We start from the raw sequence: 12,671 nt of genomic DNA, 5'->3' as shown, positions 1-12,671 counted from the left end.
GTCTAGAAAAAAACGGATTGTCGATCAGAACTGGTAGAGAATTTTATTTTTTGGGGTATAAAGCGGCGGTCAAAAAATTTTATTTGGAAAAATAGTGTTGAGTTTCCTTCTTTTGATCGTAGGAATAAAGAGGTCTTTTCTTGTCTAAAAGGAGGAGCTAGCAAAATGGAAGGCTTCATGATTATAAAGACTTTGGGGATTTTGGGGAGGGTGTTTAGATTTCTGTGAGTTCTAGAGATGGGTGAGGGCTCAGATTTCTAGAGAATTGCGTGGGTATTGTTATCGGGGATGCTTGTACTTGTTGGTGCTTGGCTTAATCAGTGATATTGATCATACCACATTCACCATTTTCACTGCCAAAGGTGAGGTTGTGCCCTGTTTGATCCCAATTGAGTGCTGAAATAGCGCTTTTCCCATACCCTTTTAGAAGGACTTCTTTTCCATCACGAAAATATGCCGCTAAAATCATTCCATCATTGAAGCCTATGGCGACAATTTCTTTGCTTGGATGGCATGAAACGGTGCTAACAAGTGCATTTGCTCGTGTTCCAAGTTCTAAGGGTGTTTTTCCCATGGGGCCATCTTTTGTATGAAAGGGCCAAACAATTGCAGCAGAAGCACCTGATGTTGCGAGCCATTTTCCTTTTGCACTCCAAGACCAGCTTTTGACTTTGCTTGGGTAGCCACTCATCCGTAAATGTTGATGATCGGTGAGACGCCAGCCGTGTAAGGCATTTTCTTGCATCGTGGAAATGACATAGCGGTTGTCTGGTGAAAAGGTAACACCACAATGAGCGCCTTTCCATACCAATGTAGTGGGATATGTTTGTGTTGAGAGCCAATGAAGCGTAACGCCATTGTAATGAGCAACGGCAAGCCGTAAACCTTTTGGGGAAAAAGCCAAACCTTCTATACTGTGCTCATGTGGGAGCTCTTGTTGTTCTTTTCCCACATGTACAAATGCAAGACGTGCAGAGGAAAAGGCAAAAGCTTTTTGGGGACCAAAAGCAACGTTATTTATCCATTTGCGTTCTTTTTGACTGAGCAGTTCTGTGTGACCACCTACTGTTGTTTGACAGACTTTTCCATCTTCTCCTCCTGTGATGATCGCAGTATTGTCATGGGAAAAATGACTTGAAATTATTCCTTTGTGAACTTCAAAGACTTGCGGGGTTGGAGTTAAAAAAACAATCAAACCTTCCACAGAAACAAAGGCTGGTTTATTGCCTATAAAACCACAGGAAAGGCAGTAACTTTGGAGATCATAATGGGTTATGTTTGGCATTGTCATTCATTTTATGCGCAATTTTCAAAATCAGTTTTTAATTTTTCGCCATCAAGAGAGCGTCCGATAAAAACAAGGCGGCTTTCTCGTTTTTCATCCTCACGCCATGGACGTTGGTGTTGTCCTTCAAGAAGCATATGAATGCCTTGAATGACATAACGATCATCATCTCCTTGAAAAGCAATAATGCCTTTAAGACGCAAAATATCAGGTCCTTGTCGCTGCGTAAGCTGTTGGATCCAAGGAAAAAATTTCTCTGGTTGCAGGGGGCCTGTTTTTAAACTTATAGAAGTGATGGTAATATCATGAATGCTGGATGTGTGATGATGATGGTCGTGATGGCAGTCGGGACCACATACATGATCTTCAGGTTGGTTTTTATGTTCGTGGTCAAGAAAATGAGGCTCATGGTCTAGAGTCCGTTGGAGATCAAAGAAACCACGATTGAGAAGTTTATCAAGAGGAATATTGGTGCGTTGTGTTGTATAGAGTATAGCACGAGGATTAATGGCAAGAATAAGCGACTCTGCATGGGCTCGCTCTTGTGCCGTGACAAGATCAATCTTATTTAAAAGAATGATGTCTGCGAAGGCAATTTGTTCTTCAACTTCACGACTGTTTTTCAGTTGAGAGGGCAAATGCTTTGCATCAACGACCGCTATGATACTGTCAAGTGTTGTTTTTTCATGGACAGTATCATCCATGAAAAAGGTTTGTGCAACAGGAACGGGATCAGCAAGCCCTGTTGTTTCTATAATAATTGCATCAAATCGATGAGAGCGTTGCATCAAACTTTCCAGAACGCGAATGAGATCACCCCGCACAGTGCAGCAAACACAGCCGTTATTCATTTCATAAATTTCTTCATCTGATTCAATGATCAGGTCATTATCAATCCCAATTTCACCAAATTCATTGACAATGACAGCATAACGCTTGCCGTGATTTTCACTGAGAATGCGGTTGAGAAGGGTGGTTTTTCCTGCACCAAGATAGCCTGTGAGAACCGTAACAGGAAGTTTTTTTGGGGGTGTCGTTTCCATGGAGAGACCTTTTATTCTTCTTTATTGCCATGTGTTTATGTTAAATCGCTTGATATCATCAAGTAAATCACGAAGCTGAGAAAGAACATGAGAAAAGATTGCTTTCCCAGCTTGGGGGGTTGCTTTGCTTGCATTTCCTGCTGCACCTTGCGTGTTGAGATCACGCATTGTCCAGCCAAAAGCATGAGGACCATAAGCGCGTAAATGGCGATAATTGGCAATCATATCCGCTTGTTTATTATGAAAATTTTTTGCCTTTTCCATATGGACTTTTTCTGGGGCTAAATAGAGCATGAGAGAGGTTTCGATAAAACCACCATGGATATCAAGAGGCTGTTGAGAAGGTTCTATCAGACCTTTTGGCAAACCAAAACGGCTCCAGCTTGTTGCTACAGCAAGCATGGAAAGGCGCCTTCTCAATTCGGTGATAACAATGCTCATTAAAGGTGAATTGCCTCCGTGAGCATTGAGAAGAAGAAGACGGTTGATCCCTTTATGATAGCAGTTTTCACCAATCTTTATCCAGCGCTTAATCGCATCAGAAAAGGTTAGGGTTTGTGTTCCTATGATATCCATATGTTCTATAGAATAGCCAATTTTTTCAACAGGTAAAAGGGTGATATGAAATTGTTCTTTTGTTTCTAACGTGAGGGCTTTTGCAAAAGCTTCAGCAATAATCCAGTCGGTTTCAAAGGGAAGGTGCTCTCCATGATATTCATGTGCGCCCAAAGGTAAAAGAGCGAGAAAAGGTGTGTTAGATACCATAAATTATTGCCCAAAAGAGGAGTTCATACAGATTAAAGCGATCAAAGATGCTATCACTATTTAATCTATCTATAAGAGAAACGCAAATAGGTGTATTTTTACATTCATAGGGAAATTCTAAAAATGAGAGCTTTATTAAAAATAGTGCAAGGTTTTCTTGAGAAAAGCCAATTCAATTTTTGAAGTAATATGCGGCAACCATTTTAAAGATCGGTAATTTCTGTAAGCATTTTTGATTGTGTCCTTTTGTTTCAATCAGGATTTTTGCATTTTGAATTCAAGTTTATATAGATGTCTTACAAAAGAATAGAAATATTTTTGTACTCATTTTACTTTGAAGAGTCTTAACAGATTTTAGTGTTCATGAAGAAAAAGTGAATATAATGAGAAGAATTTACATGAGATGAAATTACATAATGACACTATATTGATTTATAAAGAGTGTTTATTTTTTCATGTTGAATAAAGTCTCTAAAATCATAAGATTTTTTATTCAAATTTTAATCACGCTTATATTAAATATAGTATATATATTATTGTATGTATAAAAATAAATTGTTAGAAAATAAGTTTTATTTTTACAGTTTTTATTATTATTTTACTTTTTATTTAAATAAAAATATGGTAATATAAATTTATGTTTAAAATATTTAAAACTAAATTTTATTTATATATTTTTATAGCATCTATTCTTTTTTTCACAAGTGCAGAAAGTCGTATAGATATTGCGAAAGAGTTCTTTCAAAGAGAATTTTTTTACTAATCAAGAGAAAAATATAGTAGCTCGAAATATAGATAGGGCTGTGATCTATCCTATTAAAGAAAAAAATTAGCTAACTTTTATGAAAGTTAGGCAAGAGAGTTTTTTTTCAGCATTTTGGGGAATAATCTTATTTTTCATGAATATCTTAGTATTTGGTTTTAGGTAGTTTTCTAGCGCTTTTATGTTGCTTATAATGTTTTTGTAAATCTAATAAGTTGATTCATTTTATAAGTGCATTTTATCAATTTTGAAAATAGAGTTCTTGATGAATCTTTTATGCTTTATAAGCATTTTGTTTAAAAATAGGATAGACTTTTAAGGTTTATTGATGAAAATATATTTATTTTAGATCGCTGTTTTTATTTGCTCGCGATTTTATTGCTCGACATTCTCGAGAGTAAACCTGTGCCATATCGATGAGTGATATAAGATATAATAAAGGATCCTTGAAGAGCTTTCCATCTTTCTCTGATCTCGATAATAGACAAGTATTTTTATATTGATATTTTTAAAGTTTATTGTCATTTCAGTGTATTTATAAAATTTATAGTCTATATTTTTTAAATGAATTTATTTTTTAAGCTTTATTTTTCTGTGAAAGTTGATAAATTTTTATTATTTTGAAGTATATTGATAAAAAATATTACTTTTGTCCTCTTAATTTAAGAGCATAAATGATTCTATTGTAAAAATAAGAAAATATTCTTGATCTTCATGAATATTTTTAAAATATTAGGTAATAATAGTTGAATAGTATATCTTACTTTGATAAGATTTTTTGTAATGTGAGGCGATGCTCAATTGTGTTCGCCGTGTTTTATAGTCATTTGATTTTAAAGTAAATTTTATTAAATGGGCTGTTTAGAAATTTTCTAGTATTGTTGTTATTATTTTGAATTCATCAGTATTTATGTTTAAAATTTAAATTATGTTGTTTTTATATCTTTACATGCAATACATAATGTATTATATTTAATATAAAATTACATATAATATATCATATTGTGTTATTTGTGTTTATATATGTAAATATTCTTTCACTTTTTCACTGAAGAAAAAGAGGAGCAAATGAAGCTATGTTTAAAATATTTAAAAATCGTGTATGTTCATTTACTTTTACACTCCTTATTCTTTTTTTTGTACAAATTATAGAGGGGAATGCAAGTTTTGTAAAAAATCAATTTAAAGAGAGAATGGCAATTTCTGTTTCTACAGTAGACAACAGTGCAGTTATTAAAGCTGCGGATAGAACTATTATTTACGGCGTTGAGGAACAAGATGGCGTTGCTTTTGGAAAAATTGAAAAAGTTTCTGCATATTCAGGTTCAGTCTTTTGGAGTGGGATAGGTGTTTTCTCGCTTCTTGCTTCTTTATGTGTTGGAGATATAGTGGGAGCTGTTGTCTCTTTTTAGGAATATTCTGTACACTTTACTAGAAGAACTCATCGACTTTGTCGATGAGTTCTTCTTTCATTTCCTTATTTTGAAAAAATCAATATTTAAACTTAGTTATGCTCTATTGGATGAAAAAGTCACTATTATGAATACTAAATATATCTTTTGTTGATGTTATTAAAGTTCAATATCCTGCAATTGATGTTTTTTATTTTCAAAGTGGTGCAACCAGATTTTTTATAGTTTATGGTTATTCCCTCGTCATAAGGTTTAACACTTTCATCCTCTTTATTAGCCTTTTTAATATTGCTATATAAAGATTATTCATCAAAGGTATATTTATCTTTTTTAAAATGTTTTTTAGAAGGGTCAAACAAGAAGAGATAAAATAAAAAATTTCTGTATTTTCTCTTCTAATGTGCGTGACTGATGGTAAGTTATCATTATAAATCAAACTATTAAATTAAAAATAAACTGATTGTTTTATAAATATTTACCATTTTAAATCTGTGTATGTTGGATTCATCAAAAGCATTTTTTGCATATCGCAAGTTGCATTTGTGTATGGGTAAAAACTCTTTAAGAAAAGGGTAAAAATTTTCTCATGAATTAGTTTGTAAGGCTTAAGGGCTATCGTAATATAGGAAAATAAATGATGATGCTGGTTTCGTATCTTTATAGCGTAAAGATAGTGGAGTGGTACATAACGAATCTTAGACCACCTCATGGGGATTTTGGTATGACATTGATGCGCACTTGTTTGTGAGAGGGAGGTGGTGATGGACGGCGTTGGAAAATGTCTTTATTCAAGCAGAAACCTGAATGTGTAATACAAGTGTATTCTGGGTATTCTGTTGCGCAAGGGAAGGGGGATATTAAGGAAGGGGATAAGAAGGGAATGCATGAATGGAAGGAAAGGGAAAGAAAGCATAAAATCTTGTTTTGAATAAGGATTTGCAATCTACGTGATGATCTTCACGAAGGAAGTGTTGTTTTTAACCCAGAATGCGTTTATTTTTTATGCATTACTCTCCTGTAGAAAGGGAACGTTGTTCTTTATACATCGGTGGATTTTTATGTTAGGGTAAGAAGAGGATGTTTATAGTTTGGTGGGAAAAGAGCAATCAAGCAAAAGATCTTGTTTGGCACGAAGACGTGCAATCCATTGATCTTCACGAATAGTTGTATTATGTACTGTAATGAGTTCGTTTTTTTTAATTGCAGCTGTGACTGTTGCTTTTTCTAAAAGACCACAAGGAATGGCTTGGTGGGTGCGTGCTTCTGCAATATTCATGATCCAAGCGCGATACGTATAAAGACCGATAAAATCTAACTGATCGCCGGGGTATAAATCTTTTTTAGCAACAGCACAGACTTCTACTACGGGGTGGTTAAGAGGAACCATATCTTTTTTACCATAAAGCATCACGCGTGCACAGGTGAGGGGAATTTCCATTGCTGTGAGATGATAGGGGCGGTGAAAGGTGAAATAAGGTCCCTGACCAATTTTTAAATCTTCCATACGTTCGCGTAAACGTGGGTGTGCTATTTCTGCAATGACAAAGACACCTGGAGAAACACCTTGACCTATTGAATAATCCACCACACCATATTGCTGCAAAATACCGCCATCTTGTTTTGGAATAAGGACTTTGTTTAAATCTTGCAGTGCCGCTTGGGGGCCATGCATTCCTGGGCAATCAGGGAGAAGTCCAGTGGCATTGGCAATGGCAGCCATTTCAACCATCGTTTTGGAACCATCAATAAATTCAACCAACATGCGCACATTCATATTACGCCGTAATGCTTCTTCTTCGTAAGCATCGGGTGTGGCATCAAAGAGCAGAGGATTATTTTTTCCCTTTCCCGCTGCAACAATTTTATGCCCAAGAGCTGAAACAAACTCGATGAGTTCCATGCAGGAAGTCGGTTCATCACCAGCACCAAGGGTATAAATAAGTCCTCGTTTTTCTGCTTCATGTTTCAGATACACGCCAATCGTAGCATCAGCTTCAACATTCATCATGACAAGATGTTTGTTGTTTTCAAGCGCTTTAAAGCCAATTTCTGCTCCCGCTTCAGGGTAGCCTGTTGCATCAACGATAATATCAATTTGTTCATGGCGTAAAACAAGGTCAATATCATCTGTTGCCGCAATCAAATCCTTTTCAATGCTTTGCGTGAGGGCATGAGTATTTTCAACTTCACAGACATGTCCCTCTTCGCCATAGGCAAGTGTTGCAGCATCAAAAATTCGTGACGGTGTCCTCGTGGCTACAGCAGCAACGGTTATTCCCTCCATTTGCGCAATACTTGATAATAAATCTGTGCCCATCTCTCCACAACCAATCAGTCCAATACGGATGGGGGGATGGTTTTCCGCACGTTGCTTCAAATCATGCGCTAAACCTGTTAGGGTTACATTGCTTGCCATTCTTTTTTCCCATTTGAACACTATTCTACTAAAAAGAAATTCTCATTCATAAGGTGTATTTGTTTTTAAGACAATTAATCTTTTATTCTTGATGCTCTAATCAATGGGTTTTATAAAAGCAAGGGGGGATTGCTTTTATAAAATAAAATAGGACTAGCGTTATGCAGCAAAAAATCACAGTACAAGATGTCACTACTTTTATTGGAAAAGAAATGGGATTATCGCAGTGGCGTCTTGTTACACAGGATATGATTAATCAATTTGCATGCGCTACAGATGATCATCAATGGATACACGTTGATGAGGAAAAGGCTAAAAAGACACCTTTCGGGGGAACGATTGCTCATGGGTTTTTAACATTATCGCTTTTATCTACGCTTGCTTATGAGGCTCTTCCAGAGTTAGAAGGGGCTACAATGGGGATTAATTATGGTTTTGATAAAGTACGCTTCATGAGTCCTGTGAAAACAGGAACACGGATACGGGCGCGTTTTGTACTCGATGATGCAGAAATTCGCCCTTCTGGTCGGGTGGTTTTCCATTATGGGGTTACAGTGGAAGTGGAACAGTTAAAAAAACCAGCCCTTACCGCTCGATGGCTTATTGTTGCTGTGATGGGAAAAAAATTTTCCAATCCTTAAGATGATTTGCGTGCTTTATTTGAGAAGAATTTTCATACGATTTTATGAGAATTTTCTTCGATGATAACATTGAAAATATATTGATTTATAAGAATAATCTCGTATCATTCATCCTGAATGCGACTCCAGAATATCGTAAGATTTTCTTATTTTAAACTTATTTCCATGTTGAAACAATTAAAACTACTCATTTGCACGTTTAAAAGTGGAGGCGCCTGTGCAAGAAGAAACATAATATCAAAAAACACAATAAAGTCAATATGTTGAGTACAATTATTTTATATGAATCCACACTTTTATGCATGTTTAAATTGACCATTTTTATAAACAATTGCCATGTATGAATAGAGCATAAAAAGCAAAATCATGACGTAAATATTATAACGCATGTGTCATTTAAATGAAATGAAAAGCAGCTATCATTCATAACAGTTCATAAAATTTATGATACGTTTTTATCACTCACAACTCGCATTGTTTTAAAATTTAATCATCGTTTTAAATTATCGATAACATACGTTTAAAAATCATAGCTTGTTTTAAAGATTGGATTGTTAGTCGTATAAAGGAACAAATTAACATTCGCCAAAATTGGCGAGCGCAAAATCTAAAGATATAAGAGTAATCGTTTGAAACTGATGTTTTATAACAGTTATCATTTTCTTTTAAGAATGTTTCATTTATCAAAAAGCAAAGATTTAGATTTCACAGCAGAGCAAATCTTAAAACTTGGGTTCTAAAAAGCGTTTGTTTATTTATCTTATAGAAAAGCTGCTTTAAAAGCTAACGCTCGTAAATGGTGTTATAGACACTCACTTAATACACATTTTCTTTTGATTGTCTTAATAAACCTACAAAGCATTTTAATACGTTTTTATTTTAGAATGTCAGTTATTTGAATTCACTCAACTCAATTTTGAGCTTAGTATTTTAAAACGTTCTAAAGAAGCATTTTGATCATGTGCTTCGTTTCAAATGAATCTCTTTAAAGAAAAGGGCATTTTATTAATACGTTTGATAGCCATAACAAGCGTTTATAGTTTTTCTCATTCAAATGAATGCTATCAAGATGATACCCATCATTTATGTTCCTTTTGATAAGTTTTCATAAAAACAAGAAAGCGCTTGCAATATAATACGTTTTGTATATAGGCATGCATTACTCCATTGTGGGTGATTAATTTTTAATCATTAGAATCAGAATTAGAAAGCCGCGTCATATCATTTGGCACGGCTTTCTTTTTGAATTCTCTCTTTTATGATACGTTTTAAACAATGCTTATAATGCATTTATAGCCATAAAGAAGGCACTCACATACTATTATTTGTTTTATTTCTCAATCTTTACAACCTCATCGCTTTTATAGACCTCATAATTATCGGGAACCAATCTTATTTTACTTTGTGTATCTATTTTTGCTCTTCCATAGGCACGACCCCAAACCTTGACATAACCAGAGATTTTCGCATTCCCATAAACAGAGCCATAAACCGCGGCACGACCACTCACTATAGCATTGCCATAGACCTTGCCATAAATCTTTGCAAAGCCTTTGATAGCAGCTTGTCCATAAATTTTTGCACTGCTGTAAATACAAGCAGACCCAGAAACCTTTGAATGACCATAGATCCTTGCATGATCATAAACAAAAGCATCATGAGAAACGCACGCATGATTATAAATATGGGAATTGCTATAAATACGGGCGCAACCACTCACATGAGCTTTGCCATAAACATTCCCTGCGACATGAGCACTGTCATAGACACAAGCATGGTCATAAATTTTTGCATATCGAGTGATTACAGCCTTGCCATAAACCTCAGCATTGCCATAGACACGCCCCCGCACTTGAGAAGAATGCCTTACTTTTGCATTGTCAGAAACATGAGCATAGCCATAAACAAGAGCCTCATCATAAACCCAGCAATTACCATCATGAGAGAGGTTATCTTCCTTTTCAATAAAGCCACCTAAAGAGCCGGCTTTAACATCAGCAAAGTCTCTTAATGCTTTAATACGATAAAGAGTTTGATTATTTAATACACGTGTCTCATTTGTGAGTGCAAACTTTTTTTGCATAGCACAATTCCTTTATAAAGAGATTTAAATTTTTAAATGAAATGTTTTAAAGAGGGGGCGCCCCCGCCGCGCCGCTGCTTTTATTTATGCTGCTTTGTTTTCAATAATCTTGACAACGTGATCGCTTTCATAAACCTCACAATTTATGGGAACCCAACATAAACCGCTATGTCTTTTTATCCTTGCATTGCCATAGACCTTGCCTCTAATCACGATATAATCAGAGATTTTCGCATTCCCATAAACAGAGCCATAAACATCAGTATGAGACCCCACGCTAGCATTACCATAAACCTTGCCATATATTTTTGCAGCGCCACTCACAACAGCATGATCATAAACCACGGCATTGCTATGAATACGAGCACTTCCTGACAATTTTGCATTCCCATAAACCCTTGCATATTGATAAACCCAAGCGTTATAAGAAAGATGCGCATTGTCATAAACATGAGCATTTGCATAAACGCGGGCGCGGTCACAAACATGCGCATTGCCATAAACAAAGCCCATGATAATAGCGTTATTAGAAACTTTTGCATTTTCATAAATATAGGCAGTATTTAAAACAAGAGCTTTATCATATACCCAGCAATTGCCATCATGAGAGAGGTTACTTTCATTTGCAATAAAGCCACCTAAAGAGCCGGCTTTAACATCAGCAAAGTCTCTTAATGCTTTAATACGATAAAGAGTTTGATTATTTAATACACGTGTCTCATTTGTGAGTGCAAACTTTTTTTGCATAGCACAATTCCTTTATAAAGAAGATTCAATTTTTAAAATGAAAGAATTTGGTTAGAAAGCAGGCGCCCCCGCCGCGCCCGTGCTTTATTTAAGCAGCGTCACTTTCATATGCGCTGTCATCATCATAGCTATAATCATCATAATATTCATGACGATAATAATCATCTTTACTACCAAATCTTGGAATTGCCTCATCATGAATTTGATCATCAGAAGTTAAAGAGGCAGCGCTATGAACACAAGAAGAACCTGATACATAAGAACCACAAACCACGGCATCATCAATAACATAAGAATAATCACATATATAAGCACCATCACTTATTTTTGCATTGCCACCGACATGAGCATTATCACAAACAACAGACATATCAGAAATATGCGCATGCCCACTTACACGGGCGTTATCATAAATTTTAACATTTCCTTCAATTATAACGGCATTTTCAATATGAGCATTGCCATAAACCTCACAATAATCATTTATTGCCATGCCTTGAAAAATAGCATTGCCATAAATTTTAGCATTGCCATAAACATCGACAAAAAAGCTTTTTACTTTAGCATTCTCAAAAACCCTAGCATTTTGGAAAACGCGTGCTTTATCATAAACCCAGCAATTGCCATCATGAGAGAGATTATCTTCACTTTCAATATACCCCCCGAGGTCGCCTTTTTTGACATCATCAAAATCTCTTAAAGCTCTAATTCGCTTTAAGAAATGACCATCTATATATTCACAATCATCAATAAATTCGTATTTTTTGCAGGCTCTTGTTTGTTAATAGAAGCGGTTTCATTTGAAATGTTAGAAATAACGGGGGTGTTTTTTGATATATTTGTCATAATTAAAACCTTAACGTAAAATTGTTTGTTATTGACACTCTTAACAAGCATCGGGTGCTAACAAACACGGCGTTAAGTCCGTTGCTTACACTTTTCCCATAAGGGTATTGTATGGTGTAAGCACACCCGACAGAGTCATTATATGCTAATTAACACATAAAAAACAGCCAGTATTTTAAAAGCATAAGAGAGGTTGTTTCGTAACCTATCCGCTTAACGAAAGTGTTTGTTAATCACTTGATTATTTATATAACAAAATACGTATTTATTGTCAAATAATATTTTATATTTTTTGATATTTTTTATGATTTTTTTAAATGCATTGTGTATAAATATTTATCATATGATTATGAATTGCTTCTTTTTTATTATATGCTTTTAAAGCTATATTATGTGCTTTCTTAAACAATTGCGTTATTTTTTGAATCTATACATTTATAATATTTATAAACGCTCTCATCATGCGTATTTTTAACTTTATAACCTATCTTGTTTTTTACTAAATGGTTTTAAAGATTTCTGTTAATTTCTTTTTATAACACATTTGCAACTTAACAGCCTTTTATAGGGATTGTCTTTATAATCATGCTTTCATTTGCATTGTGATTATGAAAATGCATTATGATTATGAAACCCTGCTTTTTTCACGCGTGCTTTATAGCTGTTATAA

8 protein-coding genes and 1 pseudogene are annotated in these 12,671 nt (G+C 34.9%); 2 read left to right on the top strand and 7 right to left on the bottom strand.

Going from position 1 to position 12,671, the window contains the following annotated elements:
* Positions 1-313: 313 nt before the first annotated feature.
* The 3 genes from NNJ85_RS02145 to NNJ85_RS02135 are packed head-to-tail and all read right to left on the bottom strand — an operon-like array spanning position 314 to position 3,093.
* Positions 314-1,285 carry a WD40 repeat domain-containing protein gene (locus NNJ85_RS02145; RefSeq protein WP_254473900.1) on the bottom strand — a complete coding sequence of 324 codons (972 nt, stop codon included), beginning with the start codon at positions 1,283-1,285 and terminating at the stop codon, positions 314-316.
* 11 nt (positions 1,286-1,296) lie between these two features.
* A complete protein-coding gene (locus NNJ85_RS02140; protein WP_254473178.1) occupies positions 1,297-2,328 on the bottom strand; it encodes a GTP-binding protein in 1,032 nt (343 codons plus the stop codon).
* A 21-nt stretch (positions 2,329-2,349) separates the two neighbouring features.
* A complete protein-coding gene (locus NNJ85_RS02135) occupies positions 2,350-3,093 on the bottom strand; it encodes a creatininase family protein (protein ID WP_254473176.1) in 744 nt (247 codons plus the stop codon).
* Positions 3,094-4,932: 1,839 nt separating this feature from the next.
* Between NNJ85_RS02135 and NNJ85_RS02130 the strand changes: the two genes are divergently transcribed.
* A complete protein-coding gene (locus NNJ85_RS02130; RefSeq protein WP_254473174.1) occupies positions 4,933-5,268 on the top strand; it encodes a hypothetical protein in 336 nt (111 codons plus the stop codon).
* Positions 5,269-6,349: 1,081 nt separating this feature from the next.
* Here NNJ85_RS02130 and NNJ85_RS02125 read toward each other — a convergent pair.
* Complete coding sequence (locus tag NNJ85_RS02125) at positions 6,350-7,684, bottom strand: NAD(P)H-dependent oxidoreductase (protein WP_254473172.1); 1,335 nt, start codon at positions 7,682-7,684, stop codon at positions 6,350-6,352.
* 161 nt (positions 7,685-7,845) lie between these two features.
* Here NNJ85_RS02125 and NNJ85_RS02120 point away from each other — a divergent pair, with 161 nt between their 5' ends.
* Positions 7,846-8,325, top strand: a complete 480-nt coding sequence (locus NNJ85_RS02120; protein WP_254473170.1) for a MaoC family dehydratase — start codon at positions 7,846-7,848, stop codon at positions 8,323-8,325.
* Positions 8,326-9,655: 1,330 nt separating this feature from the next.
* Here NNJ85_RS02120 and NNJ85_RS02115 read toward each other — a convergent pair.
* The 3 genes and pseudogenes from NNJ85_RS02115 to NNJ85_RS02105 form a co-directional block, all read right to left on the bottom strand.
* The gene (locus tag NNJ85_RS02115; RefSeq protein ID WP_254473168.1) at positions 9,656-10,408 is read right to left on the bottom strand and encodes a hypothetical protein; all 753 of its coding nucleotides are present in this window, start codon (positions 10,406-10,408) and stop codon (positions 9,656-9,658) included.
* Between the two features lie 84 nt (positions 10,409-10,492).
* Positions 10,493-11,155, bottom strand: coding sequence for a hypothetical protein (locus NNJ85_RS02110; RefSeq protein WP_254473166.1), 663 nt, complete (start codon positions 11,153-11,155; stop codon positions 10,493-10,495).
* A gap of 88 nt (positions 11,156-11,243) precedes the next feature.
* Positions 11,244-12,001 (bottom strand): annotated as a pseudogene (locus NNJ85_RS02105) (hypothetical protein).
* Positions 12,002-12,671: the final 670 nt, after the last annotated feature.

The sequence above is a fragment of the Bartonella sp. B1098 genome (assembly GCF_944896145.1).
Taxonomy (GTDB): domain Bacteria; phylum Pseudomonadota; class Alphaproteobacteria; order Rhizobiales; family Rhizobiaceae; genus Bartonella.
Note: the sequence above shows the minus strand (reverse complement) of the source record. Positions and strands in the feature narration are given on the sequence as shown.

What these genes read in the sequence shown, in the direction of transcription:
- NNJ85_RS02145 (WP_254473900.1), bottom strand. Translation starts at nt 1,285, where the DNA reads ATGCCAAACATAACCCATTATGATCTCCAAAGTTACTGCCTTTCCTGT.
- NNJ85_RS02140 (WP_254473178.1), bottom strand. Translation starts at nt 2,328, where the DNA reads ATGGAAACGACACCCCCAAAAAAACTTCCTGTTACGGTTCTCACAGGC.
- NNJ85_RS02135 (WP_254473176.1), bottom strand. Translation starts at nt 3,093, where the DNA reads ATGGTATCTAACACACCTTTTCTCGCTCTTTTACCTTTGGGCGCACAT.
- NNJ85_RS02130 (WP_254473174.1), top strand. Translation starts at nt 4,933, where the DNA reads ATGTTTAAAATATTTAAAAATCGTGTATGTTCATTTACTTTTACACTC.
- NNJ85_RS02125 (WP_254473172.1), bottom strand. Translation starts at nt 7,684, where the DNA reads ATGGCAAGCAATGTAACCCTAACAGGTTTAGCGCATGATTTGAAGCAA.
- NNJ85_RS02120 (WP_254473170.1), top strand. Translation starts at nt 7,846, where the DNA reads ATGCAGCAAAAAATCACAGTACAAGATGTCACTACTTTTATTGGAAAA.
- NNJ85_RS02115 (WP_254473168.1), bottom strand. Translation starts at nt 10,408, where the DNA reads ATGCAAAAAAAGTTTGCACTCACAAATGAGACACGTGTATTAAATAAT.
- NNJ85_RS02110 (WP_254473166.1), bottom strand. Translation starts at nt 11,155, where the DNA reads ATGCAAAAAAAGTTTGCACTCACAAATGAGACACGTGTATTAAATAAT.